Raw genomic sequence first — 23,840 nt, 5'->3', positions numbered from 1 at the left:
ATTCGTGATATGGCTGGGTTTGCTCAAACTACGATCAATAAATTAAATCAATTTTATACGCAGTGGATACCTAGAATACCTGCTGAAGTGAATCCACGGAATGTATTGATTTTCTGTGTGTTGGCTTTGCTCTGCATTGGTTCGATCATGGTGGCATCGGCCTCGATGCCCTATGCAGAACGTATGCATGAAAATCCGTTTCACTATATTAGCCGACATGGGATTTCGATTTTTGTCGCTGCCGTAGCAGCTTTTCTGGCTTATAAAATCCCCTTAAAAGTCTGGTTTAATAACACTTTCTTTTTGTGGATTATTACCATCGTACTTTTGGTGGCCGTGCTATTTGTCGGGACGGAAGTCAATGGTTCCAAACGCTGGATTCGGATCGCAGGCTTTACCTTACAGGCTTCGGAAGTCGCCAAAGTGATGATGGCAATTTTTACTGCAGACTACGTGGTGCGCCGTGCGGAAGAAGTACGGAATAATATCAAGGGTCTGGTCCGTTTAAGTGCCATCATGGGTGCTACCGTCGGTTTGATTATTCTCGAGCCTGACTTGGGTGCAACCGTGGTAATTACCTTAACCATGCTTGGCGTGTTCTTTCTGGCGGGTGCGCCGTGGATTCAGTTCGGTGTGGCTTTTATGACCTTGGTCGGCGCATTTGCTGCCGCGATTCTGTTGGAACCGTATCGTCTGCAACGTCTGCTGTCTTTTTCGAATCCTTGGGAAGATCCCTTAGGCACCGGTTATCAGCTCTCTAATGCCCTTATGGCCTTTGGCCGTGGGGAATGGGCAGGGGTAGGCTTGGGGCATAGTATCCAGAAAATGTCTTATTTGCCTGAGGCGCATACCGATTTCATGCTGGCAATTTTGGGTGAAGAATTTGGCTTTTTAGGCATTTCAACCATCCTGATCTTGTCCTTCACCATGCTGGTTTGCTGTATCCGCATTGGACACCGCGCCTTGCAGCATCAATATTTGCGTGCCGGCTATCTGGCTTATGGCATCAGTATCATTTTCCTGTTACAGATTCTGGTGAATGCCGGTATGAATATGGGCATGTTGCCGACCAAGGGTTTGACCTTGCCATTTATTAGTTATGGCGGTTCATCCCTGATTATCTGTGCGGTCATGATCAGTCTGATTCTGAAAATTGATTCGACCACGCGTCAGGTCAATCCAAGCCGCGAAGAATCAAGCTTCTAGATTGGAGTTTCGTCCTGGCTCTGGCTGAGCATGGTCCAGTACCGTGCTCGGCATTGCGGTTCCACAATTGGAACAGGTCACAAAAGCAGATTTAGGCTTGGAAAGTGGAATCAAGGGTATAAAAAATAAAGAAAAATAATTACGCTGCTGTTTTAGCTCATAGCCCGAACGAGTACGGCAGACCGGACACAGAAACTGGCTTTTCTCAATGGTTTTGGTTTTAGGGCCGACGCCAAAAATAAAAAACATACTCTTCTTCCTATCAATTTTTCATTCTAGAAGTCTAGCTTAAGTGAAAAGCTGTTTTTATAAATAGTGACCTTGTAGCTCAGTTGTATGTGGAATCCGCTCAATGTCCCATTGTACTACCGCCTGTTGCAGCATCCGTTCGGGAGTGTCCAAATCAACTTCAGCCTGATGCAAAGCCTGAAGTGCCTGTTTTAATAATTGGGGTGCCTGAGTTAAATCCAGTGCTTGGGCCAGATTCTGTTTTGAAAGTTTTTGCCCCTGATCATTCATTGCCAGCGGCAGATGCATATAGCTTAGACGCGGATAACCGAGTAACTGCCCCAGATAGATTTGCCGTTCGGTATTATCTAAAAGATCAGCTCCACGTACCACGTGGGTCATACCTTGCAGATAATCATCGACCACTACAGCCAGTTGGTAATTGATAATGCCATCACGACGTTTTAAGACAAAATCACCCAGATCTTTTTTTAGTTCTGAACAGTGCCGACCTTGTAGCCGGTCTTCAAAACAGATTTCAACATCTTCAACTTTTAGGCGAATGGCTTGATGCTCAAAAGCCAGACTCAAGTCGCGGCAGGTATCCTGATAGATATGGTTGGAACCGAGCATTTTACGGGTGCATTGGCAGGCATAAACCAGACCTTGCTGACGTAATTGCTGGATGACGTCTTCGTAAATATCTAAACGGTCTTTCTGGAAAATGATTTCGGCATCAGGTTCAAGCTGAAAGGCATCCATGGCACGCAGGATATGCTCTTCGCTGCCGGGATAAATGCGGGGAATATCGGTGTCTTCAACCCGAACCAGCCATGTGCCTTGATTGGCTTTGGCATCGCAGTAACTTGCAACTGCGGTAATGAGGGAGCCAAAATGCAAAGGGCCGGTTGGCGATGGCGCGAACCGGCCCACATAAGCCATCCTGTTGTCCCCCTCCTTTTTTAAAGGAGGGGTTAGGGGAGGATTATTTACAGACATACTTAACCGTTATTTTGCTTCTCTTTGATCTCTGCAAGGGTTTTGCAGTCAATACATAAAGTAGCCGTTGGACGTGCTTCTAAACGACGCAAGCCAATCTCGATACCACAAGTTTCACAGAAACCATAGTCATCATTCTGGATTGCTTCGATCGACTGTTCGATTTTACGAATCAGTTTACGTTCACGGTCACGGGTACGTAACTCAATCGCAAACTCTTCTTCCTGAGTCGCACGGTCATTCACATCTGGAAGAGCAGTATTTTCGTCTTGCATCGTATTCAGGGTACGATCCACTTCTGACATCAACTCAGCTTTCCAAGCCAGCAAGATTTGGCGGAAATGCTGAAGCTGACCTTCAGACATGTATTCTTCATTTTTTTTAGGTTGATAAGGTTCAATACCAAATAAGCTAGCAGTAGAACCACCGTCAGTCGTTTTAGGCTTAGATTTGCGTACGCGCTTTGCAGCTTTCTCTTCTACAACATCAGTTTGATTGTCTAAGACTTGATTTTGGTTGTCATTCGCCATTTAGGGCATTCCTCATCTATGCGTATGATTGCTACGCAAAAAATATGGTGATATGCAGTTTTTTATCCACCCTGTAGAAAGATTATCCTCCTATGGGGGCCGTCATCATATAGACTTTTTATGCTTATTGATAGTCTTTGATGTCTGGACTATGCATATCACATTTCCTTTGGTTGCAATAAAGTAATGCAAAAAAAACAAATTGAAAAGTTAATAACCTGAAATTTCGGTATTAATATTTTGCTGGCTCAATGCCACCCGTTCAATATAGGTATCAAACTCACCATTTTGTTGCAAATGTAATACACGATAACCCGGTGCCGCCTGATCTAACGCGAAATCTTCGCTTTTAGGTTTAAACTGCACACTGGTCGATGGTGTGGATAAAAAGTAGATACCATGCCATTCGTTACAGGAATCCTGATGCACATGACCAAACAGAACCAACTTGATATTCTGATGCCGAGCCAGTACATCTTTCAAATCTTCAGCATTTTTCAGCCGGTGCTGATCAATCCAGTGCGATTTCATCGCAAAAGGATGATGATGGCAAGCCACAATGACATGCTGATGTTTAAATTCAAGCAATAATTGGTCCAATTGATCAAGTTGAGCTTGTTCCACCCAGCCATCGATCTTGCCTTGAACGGCACTATTTAACAGGATCATGGTCCAGGTGCCAAAATGAATGGCATGTACCTGATTCGCATGCTGGTGAAAAGGGAACACCTGAGAATCGTCATGGTTACCTGGAATCTGATAATACGGCACGTTTAAAGACTGAATATATTCTAGATAGCGCTGATAAGTCTGTTCGACCGGCACCTGTGCCAGATCACCGGTATGAATCAATGCATCCATTTGGGGAAAGCGCTGTTGGATCTGCTGCATTACCTCATGAAAACTCTGCTCGGGATTCATCCTGGCAAATTCCAGCTCTTCCTGATCCATCAAATGGGTATCAGAAATCTGGATAATGGTCCAATCCGGCTGTGTGCTTGTGCTTGACTGCTGAAAACTCATGTCTTTCCCCTTAGACATATTCCTGCAGTATGAATATGTTGTTGCAACCATTGCAAGGCCATAATGACAGGCGCATTTCTTAAGCGACCATTCGTGAGCAAGAACGGAATATCGGCATAATCCAGAATATGCAGCTGGATATTTTCCCCTTCATCCGGCATGCCAAAAACACCACCCTGTTCAGGTAATTCGGTCTGCGCCACATATAAATGAAATAATTCGGAACATGCTCCGGCGGAAGGATAGAAGCTGAAAATGTGCTGTAGCTCATCCAGGGTACAGCCTGATTCTTCAAGTGCCTCGCGGCGGATGCACGCTTCAGGCGCTTCATTGCCATCCAGAACGCCAGCAATCACTTCGAGTTGCCAAGGAGAATCGATATCGTCCAGTCCACCAATCCGGAACTGTTCAATCAGGCCGAATTTCTGCTGTTGATGATTGTACATCAGCACACCCGCTGCTTCTGGCCGGTGAATCAGCTCACGTTGCAAAACAGGGGTTGAGCTTTCCTGATTAAATAAACGGTGTTTCAGGCTGACTTGTTCTACCTGAATAAATCCCCGGTACAAGAACTCACGTGCCTCTACGCTAAAGTCTTTTTTATTATAAGAGGCCTGTTTAATAATATTCATATGCTCAGATAGAATGAATTGATTTATTTTCATCCTATCTGAGTTTTTTTTGAAGACAACTGTTTTTTTTACAGTTTTATAGTTTGTGGTATAAATTTTGACCAGATTTGTGGAAGCTGGCTTTCATCTGATCCATACCCGCTTCAATTTCGGCCTGAGAGCTTGCTGGCTGATCAGGATTAGCCTGTTGACTGGCATAATCACGAACATTCTGGCTAATCTTCATTGAACAGAACTTTGGTCCGCACATGGAACAAAAGTGCGCGGATTTATGCGCGGCTTTCGGCATGGTTTCATCATGCATGCTGCGCGCCGTGTCCGGATCCAGACTCAAGTTAAACTGGTCTTCCCAGCGGAACTCAAAACGCGCCTTGGACAGGGCATTATCCCGCGCTTGCGCACCCGGATGACCTTTGGCCAGATCGGCTGCATGTGCGGCAATCTTGTAGGTAATAATGCCGTCTTTGACATCTTTTTTATTGGGTAAACCGAGATGCTCTTTCGGCGTCACATAACACAGCATTGCGGTACCGTACCAGCCAATCATTGCTGCGCCGATCGCCGAAGTAATATGGTCATAACCCGGTGCAATATCGGTGGTTAATGGTCCCAAGGTATAAAAGGGTGCTTCTTTACAGACTTCGAGTTGCAGGTCCATATTTTCCTTGATCATATGCATCGGGACATGGCCCGGACCTTCAATCATCACCTGAACATCATGTTCCCAGGCGCGGTGGGTCAGTTCGCCCAAAGTTCGAAGTTCGGCAAATTGCGCTTCGTCATTGGCATCCTGCACACAGCCGGGACGCAAACCATCCCCGAGACTGAAAGACACATCATAGGCTTTCATGATCTCGCAGATGTCATCAAAATGGGTGTATAGGAAATTTTCCTGATGATGTGCCAGACACCACTGCGCCATGATCGAACCGCCACGCGATACGATACCGGTCAAACGGTTGGCCGTCAGCGGTACATATCTCAAAAGCACGCCGGCATGAATGGTGAAATAGTCCACGCCTTGTTCGGCCTGTTCAATCAGGGTGTCTTTAAAGATCTCCCAGGTCAGGTCTTCGGCCACACCATTGACTTTTTCCAGTGCCTGATAGATTGGTACGGTTCCGATCGGCACTGGAGAATTCCGGATAATCCATTCCCGGGTTTCATGAATATTTTGGCCAGTCGAAAGATCCATGATCGTGTCTGCACCCCAGCGCGTGGCCCAGGTCATTTTCGAGACTTCTTCTTCGATACTTGAACCGAGTGCAGAATTACCGATATTGGCATTGATTTTGACCAGAAAATTACGCCCGATAATCATCGGTTCCAGTTCCGGATGATTGATATTGGCCGGAATAATCGCGCGGCCGGCGGCGACTTCCTGACGCACAAATTCTGGCGTAATTTCAGTCAGGTTTTTTGCATCAAAATTCTGGCCCGGATGCTGGCGCATATCGACACCATCCAGTTGACGTAGGTTTTCACGAATGGCAATGTATTCCATTTCCGGTGTGATAATGCCTTGCTTGGCATAATGCATCTGGGTGATGTTGCGGCCGCATTTGGCTTTGCGTGGTTTTTGAATATGCGCGAAACGGATCGCGGCTGTGCGGATGTCGCGTAAACGCTGGCGGCCAAATTCAGAACTGAGCTGATCCAGAATTTCGCTATCGTTGCGCTGTTCAATCCAGCTTTCACGAACATTCGGCAGACCTTTGTTCAGGTCAATCGTCACGTTGGGGTCGGTATACACACCCGAAGTGTCATAGACCATCAAAGGTGGATTATGTTCGCCACCCAGACTGGTCGGGGTTTCACTTAAGGAAATTTCCCGCATGGGTACCTGAATATCAGGACGGGAACCTGGCAGATAGACTTTACGTGAAGCGGGCAGAATCCGTGTTAGATCACGGGCTTCCTGTTCATGAGCGGAGAGAGAAGTTTCAGAAGAAAGATTCGTTAACTGGTTCATGGCTATGATCCTTATGAATGACATCAACGAATCAAGCACGACCAAAAACGTAGGCAGATTTATCCTGAACAGATAAAGCAAGGGTTGAGTTTTTAGCTGGCTTGATTCCTACGCAGGTATTAACCTGATCAGGTTCAACGGTACTCATGCTCAATTCCTGATAACGACAAAAGGAATCACATGATCTCAGCGAGGATTTACTCGCGCTCCGTCAAGCGAGGCTAAAGCTTAGCTCAGTTTAGGCAGAATAAACAGGTTTAAATCTCTCAACTTTAAGCAAGGAGTGATTCAGACCTTGTCAAATGAACTAGATGCAGATGGCATCGGTAAAACAGTCTTTATCGTATTTTTGTGAGGGCGGACTGATCTGGGCATAGTACAGAATCTGTTCTGCTTCCGAGCGGTTTCTATAATCGGCAGGCAAGGCTTGCTGGCGCTGTTCTGGAGTCATGTCCAGAAATTCCAGAAATAAGCGTGCCTGTGTGGATAGTGTTGATTTCTGACCACTCGACATTCCAATAATAGTTTCCAGATGACTGGTATCGACCGCATAACGGTCGCGATAGTCTTCCGACACTGGTGATTGTTCGGTACCTCTAAACAGAAAATAGGTATATTGCTTCAGCAGATATTCGGCATCGCGGTTATAACTGCTATTCGGATAAGTCTTGAGATAGTCTTCCCAAAGCAGGCTGCGGGCTGCAATATCAGCGGCTTCAATCTGCAGGCGTTTTTCCACCAGTACTGGTTCCATATTCTGTTCCGCCAGATTTTCAATAAAGGCTTTTTCAGCGGCTGGTAAATAAGGGGCAAAAATACGCGCCAGATATTCCGGACTACGGCGATAATGTAAAGTACCATCCCCCAGATCCAGCAGTTCTACATAAGCCTGACCTTTGTGTTTTAACAGATACTGGTCACGTGAGGTAAGCTGTTGAAAATGCGCATGCTGAATGGTCGGATGCTGGGCCATTTCCAGTGCATACTGCTCAAAGGCGCGTTGCTGGAACTCGGTGCGATCCACCTTTAAAAAGCGCTGATACATTTCGGTAGAGCGTTGCATCAGGTGCTTCTGCTCCGCCAATTCCATCAACGGCAGGCACACTTTAAGATCCTGATTAATTTGTTCCAGCGCAAACGTCGTGCGCTGGTCATTAATCTGGGACATATTTTTTTCAATATTCTGGCACATGAGGCTAAAGTCACTGACTGGACTTTGCGTTTGCTTCGTCTCAGTCTGTTCGACCTGGATCTGTGGATCTGAAGGCTGTTGGCAGCCCCCAAGAAGCAGCACGCTACCAGCAAGCAAACAGGCTTTGAATATCGATGGGAATGGCATTAACACTATGCTTCAGGACTCTGTATATATAGGTGAATTCAGAAAATAACGGCCTTACTGGGAGATATTGTATAGATCAAACTAAAATACTATGTTTAGTATTGTGAATTGCTTTGTTACATTGCCGGTATTAGAGCCAGAAAATTGAATTAATGATGGATAAAAACTGATCTTTATATTAAAAAATTAATAAAAATCATACGTAAAAATTCAAGAGATCTCTTTAGTATGGCTGAGCTTAAAGTGCCAGAATTTTTTAATCTGAATGGCTGTTAGGGGTGAACACTATAAAATGAAATTAAAACTCAGTGTCATGGCCGGTTTATTGCTATTAATTAGTCCGGCGATTTTTGCCTTGGACTTAAAAGAAGCGTATGCGCGCGCCCAGCAAAATGATCCGAACTGGCAGGCGAATGTGTTGCAGTATCAGGCTGATCAGCTCAATCTGGGGATTGCCAGCGGCAATTTGCTGCCGACCGTGACTTTGTCTGGAAATGTGACCCGTAAAAACCAGTCCGTCAACAACTTACAGCCTGAAGGTTTGCCTGCTGAATTTGGTGAGTTGCAAAGTTCCAGTACAACCAGCCGTCAGGTGGCCTTAACCGCACGCCAACCTTTATTTCGCTGGGATGCCTGGCAAGGTTATAAGCAGGTCAAGACCTCGGTCGAACTCAGTGAAGTCAATCTGCGTCTGCAAAAACAGCAGCATATTTTACAGGTGGCCGAAGCCTATTTTAATGTCTTGCGGCAGCAGTCTTTGACTACGGCTTATTTACAGGAAGAGCAGGCGCTGTCTGAACAGTTACGCATGATGAATGCTAAGCTGAAAGAAGGTTTGGTGGCGCGTAGTGAGGTCAGTGAAGCCAATGCCCAGTATCAAAGTGCCCAAGCCAACCGGATTTCGACTCAAGTTCAGCTGGTACTGGCCCAAGAACAGCTGGCACAGTTAATCGGTCCTTATCAGGAAAATCTGGCGGTATTACGCAACGATTTTCAGTTTCAGAAACCGGTTCCAAGTGATATGCAGTCCTGGACTGAATTAGCACAAAGCCAGAATCTGAATATTCTGCAAGCGCGTCTGCAAAAGCGCTATTCTGAAGATGCCAAACGGGTCGAGCAGGCTGCGCTCTATCCGCAGGTCGAAGCGGTCGGAACCTATGGCTATTTAAAACAAAGTCCAGCCACGATCATGTCCAGCAATGGAGATTTCGACCAGATTGGGGTGGAAGTGAACTGGAATGTATTTAGCGGCGGACGCACACAAAAAAGTATCCGTCAGGCCGGTGTCAATGTGCAAAAAAGTGAAGCGCAACTGGATGCAGCCATCCGTAAAGCCAATACCGATGTGAAACAGTCCTTTATGCAGGTAGAAACCGATCAGGCCAAACTGAATGCACGTAAAGCCGCGATGGACTCTTCGGAAATTGTCTCACAAGCGTCCAGAGCCCAATATCAGGAAGGCTTAAAAACCATGGTCGATGTGTTGCTGGCACAGCGTAATGCCTTTTCTGCCAAGACCGATTATTTGAATGCCAAATATGATTATCTGTTGCATGTGCTGCAATTGCAGGCCTCGGTCGGGCAGTTAACCGAAAAGGAACTGGCAGAGCTGAATGCCTGGCTGATTGAATATGATTCGCCTCAGCCTCTATGAGGCTACTATTGTCATCAAACTTTCATCATAGATATGCTTTAATATGATTTATTATTGATCATTGTCCTCTATCGTTCAGGAGTAGCTTTCCTTGTGTCCAAATAATCCTGTATTAAGCCATCACATTTCTTCGCAATTTAATGAAGAACTGCAGGACGTAAATACCAAATTCATGACGATGGGCGGACTGGTAGAACAGCAGGTAGCTAATGCCATTCATGCCTTATTGGACACAGATGCCTCAATGGCAGTAGATGTGCAGTTTCAAGACAATGTCGTCAATCAGATGGAACGAGATATTGATGAAGCGCTGACCCTAATTCTGGCGCGTCGTCATCCTGCCGCGATTGATTTGCGCATGGTGCTTGCCATGTCCAAGGCCAATACCGATCTGGAACGGATTGGCGATGAAGCCTCGAAAATAGGCCGAATTGCACAAAGCTTATGTGAAGAGGGCGGCTCACCGCGCGGTTATATGGAAACCCGGCATATTGGCAACCAGGTGCGGGTGATGATTCATGACGCACTGGATGCTTTTGCGCGTCTGGATGTAGATCAAGCTTTGAAGGTCATGTTGGCAGATGCGGATATTGACCGTGAGTATCAATCAGCCACACGTACGCTTATGACTTATATGATTGAAGATCCGCGGCATATCAGTCGTGTCATCAATGTATTATGGGTGCTGCGTTCGCTAGAAAGAATTGGCGATCATGCCCGGAATATTTCGGAACAGGTGATCTATATGGTCAAAGGTTTTGATGTGCGTCATACCAGCGTTGAAGAAATTGAACAGAAAGTTCAGCGTTAAATCTTAAAAAATTAAAATAAAAAGCCTGCAATTTGCAGGCTTTTTTTCAGCTTTAATTAAATGTTTTTTCTCAAATCGGAAGCAAAACAGGTTTTAAAATAATCAAAATTTTTATCGATGAAATTTACAAAAAATGTGATTTGGTTGTCAAAAAATATACAAAACGTATATATAATTATAAAATATGCAGGTTTTTTAGACAAAATGGAGTTTTTCTCCAGAGAAATTATGAGCTGGATACATGTGGCGATGTGTATCTAAAGTGATCATCAACTGTTTTTAGCTATCCCATTTTACACAAGATAAACCTGCACAAGTTTTGTGAAATATCATATGTAAGAGAACATTTATGATTATTGATGAAAGTAAGAAAGAAGTTTCTCAAATTTACTTTTCTGTGCAGTTCAAGTTTGTTTTAGCTTTTATGGGAGCCTGTTCTTGGACCGTATTCTCGATTTGGATCGCTCAAGACTGGCTGCATGAGCTCAGCACATATATTGGCTATTTTATGGCTGTGTTTCTGATTTATGGTATTGCCATTATTCCAGGATTTATGAATTCGTTTGCGGCTTTAAGCCTGATGATAGATAGAAGACCGAAAAGGCAAGCATTAGCTACTTATCCTGGCCTGACTATATTGATCGCCGCCTATAATGAAGCTGTTTCCATAGAAGATACTTTAGTCAGTATTAGTGTGCAAAAATATCCTGGAAAATTGCAAGTTATTGTTATTAATGATGGTTCTCAAGATGACACTGCTGATATTGTCCGAAAAGCGGAATCGAGATTTCCCTGGCTGACCTTGCTGGATTTAAAGCAAAATGCAGGTAAAGCACACGCCTTAAATGAAGGCTTAAAGCTTGCGGAACATGATCTGGTGATTACCGTCGATGCAGATTCTTATTTACATCGTGTTGCCTTAATCAATATTGTGGAACGCTATGTAGCGGATCCACCCAATACACGTGCAGTTGCGGGTAAAATTCTGGTACGCAATTCTCGTGAAAACATGTTAACCAAAACTCAGGAATGGGACTATTTTCTCGGTATTTCCGCGACCAAGCGTATGCAGTCCCTATATCAGGGAACCTTAGTGGCCCAAGGTGCTTTCTCTATTTATGATCGAAACGCCCTGATTGAAGTGGGTGGATGGCCTGAATGTGTGGGCGAAGACATCGTACTTACATGGGCATTATTGAATGCAGGCTATCGTGTTGGACATTGTGAGGATGCCTGTCTATTTACCAATGCACCGACCACACTTAAGGTTTTTATCAAACAGCGTCAGCGTTGGGCACGTGGCATGATTGAGGCATTTATTCAACATCCCACTATTCTAATTAAGCCAAGACTGTCTACGTTTTTTATTTACTGGAATCTGCTTTTCCCTTGGTTGGATATTGCCTTTACCTTTGGCTTTATACCTGGACTCATTCTGGCATGTTTTGGACACTACTGGATCGCGGGTATTATGACCCTAGCTTTATTACCTATGGCATTCTTACTGGGGCTATTAAATTATTCAATTGAACGCAGAATGTTTGATGATCTGGAGCTCAGGGTACGGAAAAACTTCAGTGGTTTTTTCTTGTATGTTCTTGCCTATAGTTTCTTATTGCAACCTGCCAGTATTTTAGGATATTTGGATGAAGTACTGAGAACACGAAAAACATGGGGAACAAAATGAAAAATAACAAAATTGGGATCTATGCGGTTGTTCCTTTGCTTATAGGTATGAATGCAAGCAGCCTGGCCAAGGGATTAGAAGAAAACCTGGCCCAAAGTGAACGTGCGCTTGGAACAGAGTTTTTCTTTAGTGATGATAGTGAAGGCTTTCAAACCCGTAAATTATCAGCGGAATTTTTGCCTCAATATGAACATGCTGATGATTATCTAGGTATACGTGGCAGTGCTTATCAGTATAAAGCTGATGACTGGAGTCGAGATGGTCAAAAGATTTCATTGATTGGACGTAATATTGATTCTGCTACAGCGAATGGCTGGGCTTTGGAGGCAGGTATAGTTGATCAAGGAGATCATACATTATTCACCTTTGATGGTAGTTATCGTACGCCACTTGCAGAAAAAACAGCATTAGAAGTTTTTGCCAATCGGGATTGGGTTGAAACTCAGCCTGCTTTGGAGCAGGGAACGAATTTTACCTTTATTGGTGCTGCCTTGGATCAGGGTTTAGGTGAGCATGTCACAGTGGTGGGTGTTGCAGGATCGCAATTTTTTTCAGACGATAATCGCCGTGATCATGGTCGTATCAGACTGATCTATCAGCCTTCTCTGGACTTGGGATTGACGCTTCAGGCCCGATATCGCACCTACCAAAGTAGTGAAGAAGATGTAGGCAGGGAATATTTTAACCCTCAGGATTATCAAGAATCGATGCTGGCCTTAGGTTGGCGTCAGCGTTTTTCCGGCTGGTCAGCTGGTTTAACTGCTGGTTTTGGACGTGAAAAAATTAATCAGGATTCAAGTCAGACCACCCGGTTATTTGAACTGAACTTGCAAAGTCCTGTTCGCGGCTCGCAGTTTCTACGTATGAATGCCGGATATAATCGCAGTGCTTCCTTCTATGGGCCGGATTATGATTATCGTTATATCAGGGGTGAATGGATTGTGCAGTTTTAAATCTGGAAGATGAATCTTAATATTGAGCGGTCTTAAAAGACCGCTTTTCTTGTGTAGCAAATTTTTGATTCAGAGAAAGATAATTAATCCATATTAACTATGAGTTTCTTCCTCAGCATCATCTTCAAAAGTTTTGGCAATTTTTTCAATATTCAGGCTTTTGGCCATCGCATCAAAGATTTCCTTATATACGCCTTGCTGATGATAAAGCTGGTCGTGTTCACCATGTTCGGCAATCGTTCCTTCTTTCATTACATAGGTATAATCCGCATCAATAATCTGCGACAGGCTATGCGAAATGATGATCACGGTACGGCCTTGCTTGATCTGGTCTAGACTTTGTTTGATCTGTTCCGTGGCAATTGCATCCAGACTCGCCGTCGGTTCATCCAGAAAAATGATCGGTGGATTTTTCAGGAACATCCGTGCCAAGGCAATCCGTTGCTGCTGGCCGCCAGACAGCATCAAGGCATCGCTGTCATAGCCATCCGGTAACTGTAAAATCTGCTCATGAATCGAGGCTTTTTCTGCCGCCTCAATTACATCTTCCATTGAGGCAGTAGTTTTGCCGTAACGGATATTGTCAAAGATGGTGCCCTGAAAAATATGGTTTTTTTGTAAGACCAGACCAATATGATCGCGTAGATATTGGGTGTCATAATCTTTCAGGTCAATGCCATCCAGTTTGATCTGGCCTTGCTGTGGTTCATAAAATTTATCCAGCAAACTGATCAGGGTGGATTTTCCGGCACCCGATAAGCCCACCAAGGCGGTAATTTTATTGGGACGAATTTCCATATCAATATCTTTCAGGGCATGGTGGCCGTTTGGATAATAAAAATTCACGCCACTCAGTTCAAATTTTCCTTGGACAATCGGTTTCTGCTGACCGCTTTGTTCAATTTCATCATCTGCTTCCAGAATCTTGAAAAAGCTTTCTGAATAGATCATGGCGTCATTTACTTCATCATAAATCCGGTGCAGGGATCGGATTGGGGCAGAGACATTATTAAATAGCAGCACATGAAACATGATCATGCCAATACTCATCTGGCCATCCAGCACAAAGTAGGAGGTTAGAATAATGATTAGTACAATCCCGATCTGTTCCAGAAAAGTTTTCAGGCCATCAAACAGGAAACTGGTCTGGCGGGTTTTCATCTGATTGTCGGTCAGTTCACGCTGTAAACCGAGCTGCTTTTCCGATTCAATCGATTCGCGGTTAAAGGATTTGATCACAGTAATCGAGTTGATGATGCTGAGAATGCCTTGACTCTTTTTCTCCCGGCCATCTCGAAGGCTACGGCGCCAGCCGCCCAGCTTTTGCGCCTGCTTATAGGTCAGCCAGAAATAGATCGGAACAATGGCAGTCGCGACCAGACCGACATAGACATTGGCATAGTACATTAGCCCCAAAGCCACAATCGCACTGGTAAATAACGGTAAAATATCAATAAAGAAGATCTGAACCAGACGGGTCAGTGAGCCAATGCCACGATCAATCCGGGTCTGTAATTTACCGGCCTGATTATTTTCCTGATTAAAAAATTCCAAACGATATTTTAAAAACTTTTCAATAATCCCTTGGGCCAGATCCTGAGAGACAAAAATTCGCAGTTTCTCTCCATAGAACTTCTGCCCGAACTGGACAAAGGCATTAATAATTTCTTTGCCGAGCAAAATTGCCGAAATCGTGATCAGAATATGCCAGCCTTGCTCCAATCCTTGACCGGCTTCGAGTAGCGAATTGATGCTGTCGACCGCATATTGCAAGGTAATGGCATTGACCTGTGCGGTGAATGAGCCAATCAGGGTCAGAATCAGCGTGGCAATCACCAGCAACCGGTAAGGCTGAACAAAGGGACGAAGTTTCTGAAACAGCTGCCATAAGTTCATAAAAGGATTATTTTTATTGTGAAAGTTGAATTCAGTCTAGGCAGGAATCATGCCAGCCACAAGCATAAATGTTGTAGTCATTTGTGAAGAGCAGTTGTAATCCTTTAGGTCGAATGTCAGTATTTTCATGTGGATACTGAATCTGATTGATATGACGCTCGATTTATTTGCACCCCAGCCGCAAGCCAATGTATTACCTTTTGATGGGGTAGTGGAGGATTATGGCTTGATTTTGGATGAGGAACAAAGCCAGCAGTATCTACAGCATTTTCTCAGTCAGCTGGCCTGGCAATATGATGAAGTGCATTTATTTGGCAAGCACCATGTCACCGGTCGCCAGGTGGTCTGGTATGGCGATGAACATTATCAGTATCGTTATTCTGGTACGCTCAAACAAGCTCAGGTATGGACACCCGGATTATTCCGTTTAAAGCAGCATATTGAAATTCTGGTCGGTCATCCCTTTAATTCCTGTCTGGCCAATTTGTATGAAGATGGTTCCCAAGGCTTGGGCTGGCATAGTGATGATGAGCCGGCGTTATATACAGGTACTTCTCGGGAAAATGTCATTGCTTCTCTGAGTCTGGGAGCCACCCGCAAAATGAGCTTTAAGCATAAAATTCGGAGCGATAAAGTCGGTGTACTGTTACACAGTGGACAACTGATTGTGATGCGAGGTGCGACACAGCAACACTGGAAGCACAGTATCAGCAAAACCAGCAAAGTTTTAACACCAAGAATTAACCTGACTTTTCGTTATTTTTATCCTTAAGAAGCATTTTGGAGCATAAAAAAGCACCCTGACGGATGCTGATTTAAAAAATTTTCAAAACAGATTAAGGCGTGATTCCAGCAGGATGGCGATACCAGCTTTCAATCAACAAGGTAGCCGCAATACTGTCGGCAGAGAGTTTTTTGCCGCGACCTTGAGCCTGATAATGATCCAGTTCATCGCGTGCTTCACGGGTAGTCAAACGTTCATCTACCATCCAGGTTTCAATATTGGTCTGATGACGTAAACGGCGGGCAAATTTTCGCGCCCGTGTCGACAGCTCGGATTCACTATCATCCATATTCAATGGCAAACCGACCAGAAATAAATTCGGTTGATGGCTTTTCACGATTTTGAGCAGCTCATCCCAGTTGGGGATACCATCTTTCATGGGAAATAAGGGCAGGGGATTGGCACTTGCAATCAGGGATTGTCCAACCGACATTCCCATTTTTTGTGTACCAAAATCAAACGCCATAATGGTTTGTGGCGCGTTTACATCAGGCATGTCCAATCTCGGAAGATAACCAGTTGCGGTCTACGCCCATTTTTTTATAGGCAGCATCCCAACGGTCGTTATAAGGTAAGTTAAAAATCAGATCCATATCGGAATCACAAATCAGCCAGTCACCACGGGCAATTTCCTGTTCCAGCTGGTGTTTGCCCCAACTGGCATAACCGAGGGCAATCTGATAGCGACCGACACCTTCATTATGTGCAATGGCATCCAGAATATCTTTGGAGGTAGTAATGCAGACATTTTCACCCACGGCGATGGAGGAATGCCAGGTCGGCTGACCGGTATGCAAGACAAAGCCGGCTTCAGGGCGCAAAGGGCCACCTTGCAATACCTCATGCGGATTGACATTATCTGCTTCAATATCCAGATCATTCAGCAATTCTTTAATTTGAATGCCGGCAGGTCGATTGATAATGATGCCTTGGGCACCATCTTCATCATGACGAGCGAGATAAATGACCGTCTGGGCAAAAAAATCATCATTCGCATGCGGCGGTGCAATCAGACAACGATGTGTCAGAAACTGTTTGGTCACCTGAGCAGTTCTCCTTAAAATTAATTTCTTCGCAGAGAAATCCTATGATCCTAATAGCTACGTTACTAGAGCTTTTTGGATTCACCAAATTTTATTTGTCCAGATTGTAAATCTTCAAGCCTGCTGAAATTTCAGCTGACGTAACTGGCGGGCATGTTGCAAGGTGGTTTCACTAATCTCCACACCGCCTGTCATTCTTGCAAGCTCCTGAATAATTTCGTTTTCTTCAAGATTGATAATCGTACTGCTAGCAGGATCAGTCTGCTGTTTTTTCACCAGTAGATGCTGATCAGATTGTGCGGCTACTTGTGCCTGATGAGTAATACACAGAATCTGTACATGCTGGGCCAGATCGGCCAGTAAACGTCCGACAATTTCTGCCGTACCACCACTGATCCCGACATCAATTTCATCAAAAACCAATACTTCGGCTTCGGTTTTTTCTGCATTCATGACCTGCATCACCAGCGCAATACGCGAGAGCTCACCGCCTGAAGCAACCCGGGCCAAAGGCTGTGCCGGAATGCCTTTATTGGCAGTAAACAGCAATTGAATAAAGCTGAGACCTTCACTAGATGGCTGTTCCAAAGGCTCAAACTTAAACTCAAAATGCGCTTCAGGCAGTGCCAGTTGTTTAACCTGCTCAGTGAGCTGCTTGGCCAACGGTGCTGCGGCTTCACGGCGAATCTGATCCAGATGTTGGGCCTTATCCAGAAACTCCTGATAAGACACTGCTACCTGCTCAGCCAGTGTTTCCGGATCTTCCAGTTGATGTAACTGTTCCAATTCACTTTGCCAGGCTTCATATTCTTCTTTGAGCAACTCTGGCTGGGTCCGATACTTACGTGCCAGACGATGGAAGATTTCCAAAGTTGAATTCAGCACTTCCATGCGTTCTGGATCAAAACTCTGCCGATCCATGAACTGGCGTAAATTCGCTGCTGCATCTTCAAGTTCGCTTTGTGCATTCAGCAGGGAAGTATAAATCCCGGAGAGCTGCTCACTGCGTCCGGCATGCGACTCAACCCGACGCATAATTGATGCCAGTTCCTGAGTGATATTCTGTTCAGCTTCATCCAGCACATTCAGGCTATAGACACAGTCCTGCATAATGGCTTCATGATGCGAGAGCCGATCAAATTCCTGCTCAATTTCCGGATAATCCGTCTGAACAATTTCTTCCAGTTCTTCGAGTTGTAGTTCCAGGGTTTCCAGACGCTGCTTGCGTGTCGCTTGTGCGTCTAAAGCTGCTTGATGCTGGCGGATATTTTTTTGCCAAGTGCTATACGCATCACGTACGGCTTGGGCCGGTGCATAAAAATGATAATAACGGTCCAGCCAGTGTTTCGGATAAGGCGGTTCTAATAATTGTTGCTGACTATGCTGGCTATAGAGTTGTACCAGTAAACGCCCAATTTCTTTCAGTTCAGACAGGCTGCTCGGGCGTCCATTGATCCAGGCCTTGCTGCGGCCAGTCGCAAAGATCACCCGGCGTAAATGAATTTCACCTGACTCGTCATCCAGTTCATGTTCTTTTAACCAGGCGGCTTCAGGACTGTGTTCCTGATAGCTGAAACTGGCAGTGACATCGGCTTTTTCTGAGCCATAACGCACATAATTGGTATCGGTTCGCTCACCCAGACAGGCAGACAATGCATCCAGTAAGAGGGATTTACCTGCACCGGTTTCACCGGTTAAAACGTTAAAACCTTTATCAATATCAATAGCAAGGTGTTCAGCTAAAGCAAAATTGATCAGAGTTAAATGTGTCAGCATAAACGCATCCGGGCTGCGAAAAGTTTGATTGAAATAGCCTGATGTTGGATTGGTGTCACAACATGGCTGTGATTATTATAAATCAGGACGAATCAATTTCATTCTATCTTAAATTTTAGCGATTTATATATGCTTATTTCACTGTATTTTCGCAAGAAGCTGACTCAGAAGTATGTTGATTCACTGCTGATTTTCATATTTTTGACATCCCTAATCTTTAAATTAATGACTCAATTGAGCCTGTTTCACAAGAGCACGTGCAAATTGAAACTTAAGCTTATCTATCAGCAAAATACAGGCCAAAACATGCTGTAAATAGAAGGGGTTCAGGTGATACAGAATATTTGATCGACGCCGACAAACTTCGATTGATTAGTTGAGAGTGCACATTTAAACTACAGCAATCAAAATATTACAAAATGCTTTATCTGGAGAAATCGCATGTCAGCTCAGTTTGATCATGTATCGGTACTTAAAAAATCTAATGTATATTTCGGCGGGTTGTGTATTAGTCACATTGTACAATTTGAAGACGGGACCAAGAAAACGTTGGGTGTCATTCTGCCATCAGAAAATGCCTTGACCTTTGAAACACATGTTCCTGAGCGCATGGAAATTGTTTCAGGTGAATGCCGTGTTCAGATTGGCGATAGCGAAGAAAGTGAGCTGTTCCGTGCCGGTCAGTCTTTCTATGTACCGGGCAATAGCCGTTTTAAAATCGAAACCGATGATGTGCTGGACTATGTCTGCCATTTTGAAGGTTAAGTCCAGATTCAAGATCAGTGTAAACCGGGCAAGAAATTTCAGTGCGAATCGGTTAAACTAATCAGCTACAGAAATCCTGTGAAGTCAGCTTTACGGGATTTTTCTTTTGTATATAACTAATCTAGAGGTCGTTCATGGCAAAACCTGAATATTTTTATGGCGTACATTCAGTGGAGTCATTGTTAGAGCTTGAGCCTGAACGTGTCTTGACATTATTCACTCTCAAAGGACGCGATGATCAGCGTTTAAAGCGTGTACTGGAACTGGCTGAACCGTTTGGAATCAGTGTGCAGCAAGCCAGCCGTGACAAACTGGAAAAATTGGCCGGCCAGCCGTTTCACCAAGGCGTGGTCGCTGCGGTACGTGCACATCCGACACTGAATGAAAAAGATCTTGAATCACTGTTGAGCGCAAATCCTCAAGCGTTGTTATTGGCTCTTGATCATATTACCGATCCGCATAATCTCGGTGCCTGTATCCGTACGGCCGCTGCAATGGGCGTTGAGGCAGTGATTGCGCCACGTGATCGTTCAGCCACCCTAACTCCGACAGCACGTAAAGTGGCTGCTGGTGGTGCGGACAAAGTCAAATTCATTCAGGTCACCAATCTGGCGCGTACTTTGGGTCAAATTAAAGAAGAGTTCAATATTCGTGTTGTCGGTACCATGCTGGATGAAAAAGCGCTGCCGATCCAGAATTTTGATTTCACCGGTACCGGCGTCTGTGTGGTGATGGGTGCGGAAGATACTGGTCTGCGTCCAATTACGCAAAGCCAATGTGATCAGACCGTGTATATCCCGATGGCAGGTAATCTGCAAAGTCTGAATGTCAGTGTGGCTACAGGTATGGCACTGTATGAAGCCTGCCGTCAGCGTAACCTTTAATTGATGATGGCATTGTCAGACCGTACCCAAGGCTATGTTTTTTTAGTTGTTACCATGTGCATCTGGGGCGGTTTTACCTTAACGGCCCGCCTGAATGCACTTTGGCAGATCAGTGCCTGGGATATTGTGGCCTTGCGTTTTTCTCTGGCCTTCCTGATTCTGATGCCGATCTTGCTCTATCGTAAAGAGGCCGCTTTTTTACTGAAAAAAGAGCCTTTTATTTTAGCGATGATTGGTGGGGTGATTTACTGCCTGTTTGCCTATAGCGCTTTTCACTACGCACCTACCGCCCATGCTGCAATTTTCTTGAATGGCTGTATTCCAATCTGTACCGCGATTATGGCTTTTTTTCTGATGGGGCAGGCTTTTGATAAACATACCTGGGCCAGCCTGATCATTATGATCGTAGTACTATGTCTCATGAGTATGCTGATGTATAGGGAAACTGGTGTGGCCTTTGGAGCAGGAGACGGACTGTTTTTTATTAGTGCTATACTTTGGGCGATTTTTACCGTTTTATTGCGTAAATATCAGCTAACTGCATGGCAGGCAATGTGTGGTGTCGCGATCTGGTCGGCAGTGGTTTATGTGCCGATTTATCTGCTATTTTTACCGAAAAACCTGAGTGTGCCTGAACCCGAGCATTTACTGTTTCAGACCATTTTTCACGGCATATTTGTGGTGATTATTGCTACTTTAAGTTATGTAGAAGCCATCAAGCGTCTTGGTGCATTTAAGGCAGGCAGTATTACCAATCTTGCACCTTTTATTGCGGCAATTCTGGCTGTACCTTTATTAAATGAAACTTTAAGTCTGGCCATGGTGTGTGGCCTGATGGGTATGGCAGTTGGGGCCTTACAGCCATGGCGCTGGTTACAGCATCAGGACAGTCTAAGCCGAAAATTGGCAGAACAAAAAAAACAGTCTTAATCAGACTGTTTTTTTTATGCTTCAGCTGGCTGCCATGTTTAAATATTTTTGATGTAATAGTCTGAGATGAGCATAGAGATGATCCAGATGACCATCATTTAGGACAATATCATCGGCCATGGTCTGCTTTTGTTCGCGGGACATTTGGGCAGCAATGATATTGCGAATTTGTTCGATATTCTGGCCGTCACGTTGTGAGGCCCGCTCAATTTGCAGTTCGATGGTGGCGTCAATCAGTAAGGTATGCTGAGTGAGTTCGTGCTGATTGGTCTCAAATAGTAGTGGTGAAACCAGAATGGCATAGGGACTTTGCGCAGCATGTAGTTGCTGGATAATGGAAGTACGAATTGCCGGATGGGTAATACTTTCCAGAGTTTTGCGTGCTTCAGGAGACTGGAAGATATATTCACGCAGGGCACGACGATTCAGTGAGCCATCGGCAAGCAGTACCCAATCGCCAAAAGCCTGCTGAATCTGGGTAAGTGCAGGCTGCCCAATTTCGACCACTTCACGCGCTACCACATCGGCATCGACTACCGTGATCCCTTGTGCTTCAAACCACTGACTGGCAGCAGACTTGCCACTGCCAATTCCACCGGTTAAACCGAGTACAAATTTCAATTTACTGACCTAAATACACTTTCATAATTTGTTCACCCCAAAGAAAAGCGATCCAACCGGCAATAGCAATATAAGGACCAAAAGCAAAAGGCTGATTTTCCTTGCGAACTTTTAGCAGAATGATGCCAATAATCGCACCTACCAGGGAAGACAGCAGCACAATTAAAGGCAATAATAATGGACCCATCCAGGCGCCCAAAGCCCCAAGCAGTTTAAAATCGCCATAGCCCATACCTTCTTTACCGGTGATGATTTTAAACAGGTAATACACTATCCATAAACATAAAAAGCCAATGATGTAGCCCCAGATGGCAGAGCTTGGGGAGGTATAGAGTGCATAACTATTTACGCCTAGACCTAGTGCAGCCAGGGGCAGGGTATAACGGTCCGGTAATAACTGGGTATCAAAATCAATAAAGGTTAGGGCAATCAGCACATAAGTCAGGATCAGTCCAAACAGCATTTGCATTGTCGGGCCAAATACTGCTACGACAAGTAGTGCACAAACTGCCGTCAGAATTTCAACCAAAGGATAACGGATGCTGATAGGATTCTGACAGTTCGCACACTTGCCACGCAGGACCAGCCAGCTGATAACTGGAATATTCTGGTACCAGCGGATTGGCTGATGACATTTAGGGCAAGTCGAAGCGGGTTTGCTTAAACTTAATTTCGCTTCATCAATCACCGGCTGTTCCGGATGCAAAAACATCTGGCAATCGGTACGCCATTCCTGTTCCATCATCTTGGGAGTGCGGTAGATCACCACATTCAGAAAGCTGCCGATACATAAACTAAAAAGCCCAACTGCGATATACAGCGCCGTTGGGTTTTGAATAAAATATTGAATAAGATCTTGCATTAAACCACAGAACCCATTTGGAAGATTGGAAGGTACATGGCAATCACCAGACCACCAACGAGCACACCGAGAACGGCCATAATTAGCGGTTCCATCATCGAAGTTAAGCCGTCAACCGCATTATCAACTTCGTTTTCATAATGTGTTGCTACTTTATCCAGCATGGCATCTAATGCACCGGATTCTTCACCAATTGCAACCATTTGGACTGCCATGGATGGGAATTTGTTGGTCACGCGCATGGCAAACTGTAGTTGTTGACCTGTGGCGACATCTTCACGAATTTTCATCACAGCATCTTCATATACAACGTTATTGGTAGCGCCGGCAGTGGATTCCAGTGCATCAATCAAAGGTACACCTGCTGCGAAAGTCGTGGCAAGGGTACGGCTATAACGTGCAATAATCGCTTTATATACCAAATCCCCAAAAATCGGTGCTTTGAGTGCTGCTTTATCCAGAAAATCGCGGAATTTCTTGCTACGTTTTTTGGCTTCAAGAAAAGCGGTAATGATGGCTCCAATGGCAATAATCAGCAGGAACCAATATTTTTGCATCCAGTCCGACATATTGACCACCATCTTGGTAAAAGCGGGCAGGTCGGCGCCAAATGAAGAGAATAAATCCTGGAAAACCGGGACCACTTTGACCATCAAGATAATGGTAACAATCAGAGCGACCACAACAACTGTAGCTGGATATTTCATGGCCTTTTTGATTTTTTGCTTGAGCAATTCACTTTTTTCTTTGTAAATCGCAACACGATCAAGCATGGTTTCAAGAGCACCCGACTGCTCGCCTGATTCAACTAAAGAGCAAAATAAATTATCAAAATACTGTGGATATTTACGCAGTGCTCCAGCGAAAGTGTTACCCCCCTCGACTTCACCTTTAATTCCCAGTACAACTTCACGCATGGATGGATTTTCCAGACCTTCTGCGACAATCTCAAAGCCTTGTACCAGTGGTACCCCGGCTTTCATCATGGTCGCCAATTGTCGGGTAAAAATCGTAATATCCAGTGTTGAGACTTTTTTCTTCATCAAGCCTTCGAGAATATTTTTTTTCTTTTCCCGAATGGTCTTGATGCTGATACCTTGTTTTCGAAGGGTGACCTTGGCCAAAGCCATATTTTTTGCTGGCAATTCCCCCTTGATCTTTGCCCCCTTACGATCAATTCCTTCATAGCTGAAGATCGGCATCATCTGGCCTTTCTTTACTGCTGCCATACCTTTATCCTTATTT

General features: G+C 44.7%; 23 protein-coding genes and 1 riboswitch. Of the genes, 9 read left to right on the top strand and 14 right to left on the bottom strand.

Going from position 1 to position 23,840, the window contains the following annotated elements:
- Positions 1-9: 9 nt before the first annotated feature.
- Positions 10-1,206, top strand: a complete 1,197-nt coding sequence (gene ftsW, locus ACP7BU_RS05960; RefSeq protein WP_004281069.1) for a putative lipid II flippase FtsW — start codon at positions 10-12, stop codon at positions 1,204-1,206.
- Here the strand turns inward: ftsW and ACP7BU_RS05955 are convergent.
- The 7 genes from ACP7BU_RS05955 to ACP7BU_RS05925 form a co-directional block, all read right to left on the bottom strand.
- Positions 1,195-1,455: a zinc ribbon domain-containing protein gene (locus tag ACP7BU_RS05955; RefSeq protein WP_004281070.1), complete on the bottom strand. Its 261-nt coding sequence runs from the start codon at positions 1,453-1,455 to the stop codon at positions 1,195-1,197. The two genes, ftsW and ACP7BU_RS05955, sit on opposite strands and share 12 nt — an antisense overlap.
- A gap of 57 nt (positions 1,456-1,512) precedes the next feature.
- The gene (gene gluQRS, locus ACP7BU_RS05950; protein WP_425879332.1) at positions 1,513-2,433 is read right to left on the bottom strand and encodes a tRNA glutamyl-Q(34) synthetase GluQRS; all 921 of its coding nucleotides are present in this window, start codon (positions 2,431-2,433) and stop codon (positions 1,513-1,515) included.
- Between the two features lie 2 nt (positions 2,434-2,435).
- Complete coding sequence (gene dksA / locus ACP7BU_RS05945) at positions 2,436-2,963, bottom strand: RNA polymerase-binding protein DksA (RefSeq protein ID WP_004281072.1); 528 nt, start codon at positions 2,961-2,963, stop codon at positions 2,436-2,438.
- A 210-nt stretch (positions 2,964-3,173) separates the two neighbouring features.
- Positions 3,174-3,986 (bottom strand): 3',5'-cyclic-AMP phosphodiesterase, encoded by an 813-nt coding sequence (gene cpdA / locus ACP7BU_RS05940; RefSeq protein WP_425879334.1) that lies wholly within the window; start codon positions 3,984-3,986, stop codon positions 3,174-3,176.
- Positions 3,983-4,618 (bottom strand): NUDIX domain-containing protein, encoded by a 636-nt coding sequence (locus ACP7BU_RS05935; RefSeq protein ID WP_180180654.1) that lies wholly within the window; start codon positions 4,616-4,618, stop codon positions 3,983-3,985. The genes cpdA and ACP7BU_RS05935 overlap by 4 nt, the downstream gene beginning before the upstream one ends.
- A gap of 76 nt (positions 4,619-4,694) precedes the next feature.
- Positions 4,695-6,590, bottom strand: coding sequence for a phosphomethylpyrimidine synthase ThiC (gene thiC, locus ACP7BU_RS05930; RefSeq protein WP_425879337.1), 1,896 nt, complete (start codon positions 6,588-6,590; stop codon positions 4,695-4,697).
- A gap of 88 nt (positions 6,591-6,678) precedes the next feature.
- Positions 6,679-6,811: riboswitch (TPP riboswitch) on the bottom strand.
- Between the two features lie 86 nt (positions 6,812-6,897).
- Positions 6,898-7,929, bottom strand: a complete 1,032-nt coding sequence (locus ACP7BU_RS05925) for a hypothetical protein (protein ID WP_313390888.1) — start codon at positions 7,927-7,929, stop codon at positions 6,898-6,900.
- A 313-nt stretch (positions 7,930-8,242) separates the two neighbouring features.
- On the opposite strand from ACP7BU_RS05925, the gene ACP7BU_RS05920 reads away from it, so the two are divergent.
- The 4 genes from ACP7BU_RS05920 to ACP7BU_RS05905 all read left to right on the top strand — a co-directional run bounded on the left by ACP7BU_RS05920 (position 8,243) and on the right by ACP7BU_RS05905 (position 13,034).
- Positions 8,243-9,583: a TolC family outer membrane protein gene (locus ACP7BU_RS05920; protein ID WP_409449741.1), complete on the top strand. Its 1,341-nt coding sequence runs from the start codon at positions 8,243-8,245 to the stop codon at positions 9,581-9,583.
- A 91-nt stretch (positions 9,584-9,674) separates the two neighbouring features.
- Positions 9,675-10,394: a phosphate signaling complex protein PhoU gene (gene phoU / locus ACP7BU_RS05915; protein ID WP_114541456.1), complete on the top strand. Its 720-nt coding sequence runs from the start codon at positions 9,675-9,677 to the stop codon at positions 10,392-10,394.
- A gap of 349 nt (positions 10,395-10,743) precedes the next feature.
- Entirely contained in the window at positions 10,744-12,081 is a 1,338-nt protein-coding gene (locus ACP7BU_RS05910; RefSeq protein WP_425879340.1) for a glycosyltransferase, read from the top strand.
- Positions 12,078-13,034, top strand: a complete 957-nt coding sequence (locus tag ACP7BU_RS05905) for a hypothetical protein (protein WP_005108469.1) — start codon at positions 12,078-12,080, stop codon at positions 13,032-13,034. The genes ACP7BU_RS05910 and ACP7BU_RS05905 overlap by 4 nt, the downstream gene beginning before the upstream one ends.
- A gap of 93 nt (positions 13,035-13,127) precedes the next feature.
- Here ACP7BU_RS05905 and ACP7BU_RS05900 read toward each other — a convergent pair whose 3' ends face one another.
- Positions 13,128-14,930, bottom strand: coding sequence for an ABC transporter ATP-binding protein (locus tag ACP7BU_RS05900; protein WP_168730888.1), 1,803 nt, complete (start codon positions 14,928-14,930; stop codon positions 13,128-13,130).
- 151 nt (positions 14,931-15,081) lie between these two features.
- Here ACP7BU_RS05900 and ACP7BU_RS05895 point away from each other — a divergent pair, with 151 nt between their 5' ends.
- Positions 15,082-15,702 (top strand): alpha-ketoglutarate-dependent dioxygenase AlkB family protein, encoded by a 621-nt coding sequence (locus ACP7BU_RS05895; RefSeq protein WP_425879534.1) that lies wholly within the window; start codon positions 15,082-15,084, stop codon positions 15,700-15,702.
- 64 nt (positions 15,703-15,766) lie between these two features.
- Here the strand turns inward: ACP7BU_RS05895 and ruvX are convergent, their stop codons facing one another.
- From ruvX to recN, 3 genes are all read right to left on the bottom strand, one after another.
- Positions 15,767-16,210 (bottom strand): Holliday junction resolvase RuvX, encoded by a 444-nt coding sequence (gene ruvX / locus ACP7BU_RS05890; protein ID WP_222110688.1) that lies wholly within the window; start codon positions 16,208-16,210, stop codon positions 15,767-15,769.
- Positions 16,203-16,757 carry a YqgE/AlgH family protein gene (locus tag ACP7BU_RS05885; RefSeq protein WP_004281085.1) on the bottom strand — a complete coding sequence of 185 codons (555 nt, stop codon included), beginning with the start codon at positions 16,755-16,757 and terminating at the stop codon, positions 16,203-16,205. The genes ruvX and ACP7BU_RS05885 overlap by 8 nt, the downstream gene beginning before the upstream one ends.
- Before the next feature lie 114 nt (positions 16,758-16,871).
- Positions 16,872-18,533, bottom strand: coding sequence for a DNA repair protein RecN (gene recN / locus ACP7BU_RS05880; protein ID WP_213686751.1), 1,662 nt, complete (start codon positions 18,531-18,533; stop codon positions 16,872-16,874).
- A gap of 441 nt (positions 18,534-18,974) precedes the next feature.
- On the opposite strand from recN, the gene ACP7BU_RS05875 reads away from it, so the two are divergent.
- The 3 genes from ACP7BU_RS05875 to ACP7BU_RS05865 all read left to right on the top strand — a co-directional run bounded on the left by ACP7BU_RS05875 (position 18,975) and on the right by ACP7BU_RS05865 (position 21,112).
- A complete protein-coding gene (locus ACP7BU_RS05875) occupies positions 18,975-19,298 on the top strand; it encodes a pyrimidine/purine nucleoside phosphorylase (protein ID WP_004281089.1) in 324 nt (107 codons plus the stop codon).
- Positions 19,299-19,432: 134 nt separating this feature from the next.
- Positions 19,433-20,182 carry a 23S rRNA (guanosine(2251)-2'-O)-methyltransferase RlmB gene (gene rlmB / locus ACP7BU_RS05870; protein WP_425879344.1) on the top strand — a complete coding sequence of 250 codons (750 nt, stop codon included), beginning with the start codon at positions 19,433-19,435 and terminating at the stop codon, positions 20,180-20,182.
- Positions 20,183-20,188: 6 nt separating this feature from the next.
- A complete protein-coding gene (locus ACP7BU_RS05865; RefSeq protein ID WP_005108480.1) occupies positions 20,189-21,112 on the top strand; it encodes a DMT family transporter in 924 nt (307 codons plus the stop codon).
- A gap of 21 nt (positions 21,113-21,133) precedes the next feature.
- Here the strand turns inward: ACP7BU_RS05865 and coaE are convergent, their stop codons facing one another.
- Genes coaE through ACP7BU_RS05850 form a run of 3 tightly spaced genes read right to left on the bottom strand, consistent with a single transcriptional unit; the run spans position 21,134 to position 23,824 of the window.
- A complete protein-coding gene (gene coaE, locus ACP7BU_RS05860; RefSeq protein ID WP_064102364.1) occupies positions 21,134-21,733 on the bottom strand; it encodes a dephospho-CoA kinase in 600 nt (199 codons plus the stop codon).
- A gap of 1 nt (position 21,734) precedes the next feature.
- Entirely contained in the window at positions 21,735-22,595 is an 861-nt protein-coding gene (locus ACP7BU_RS05855) for a prepilin peptidase (RefSeq protein ID WP_425879347.1), read from the bottom strand.
- Positions 22,595-23,824 carry a type II secretion system F family protein gene (locus ACP7BU_RS05850; protein ID WP_005108483.1) on the bottom strand — a complete coding sequence of 410 codons (1,230 nt, stop codon included), beginning with the start codon at positions 23,822-23,824 and terminating at the stop codon, positions 22,595-22,597. Before ACP7BU_RS05850 ends, ACP7BU_RS05855 begins: the two co-directional genes overlap by 1 nt.
- Between the last annotated feature and the right edge of the window lie 16 nt (positions 23,825-23,840).

This window comes from Acinetobacter sp. 40AMC3-4, from assembly GCF_049898185.1.
GTDB lineage: Bacteria > Pseudomonadota > Gammaproteobacteria > Pseudomonadales > Moraxellaceae > Acinetobacter.
The sequence above is the reverse complement of the archived record's forward strand: the minus strand, read 5'-3'. Positions and strand labels throughout refer to the sequence as shown.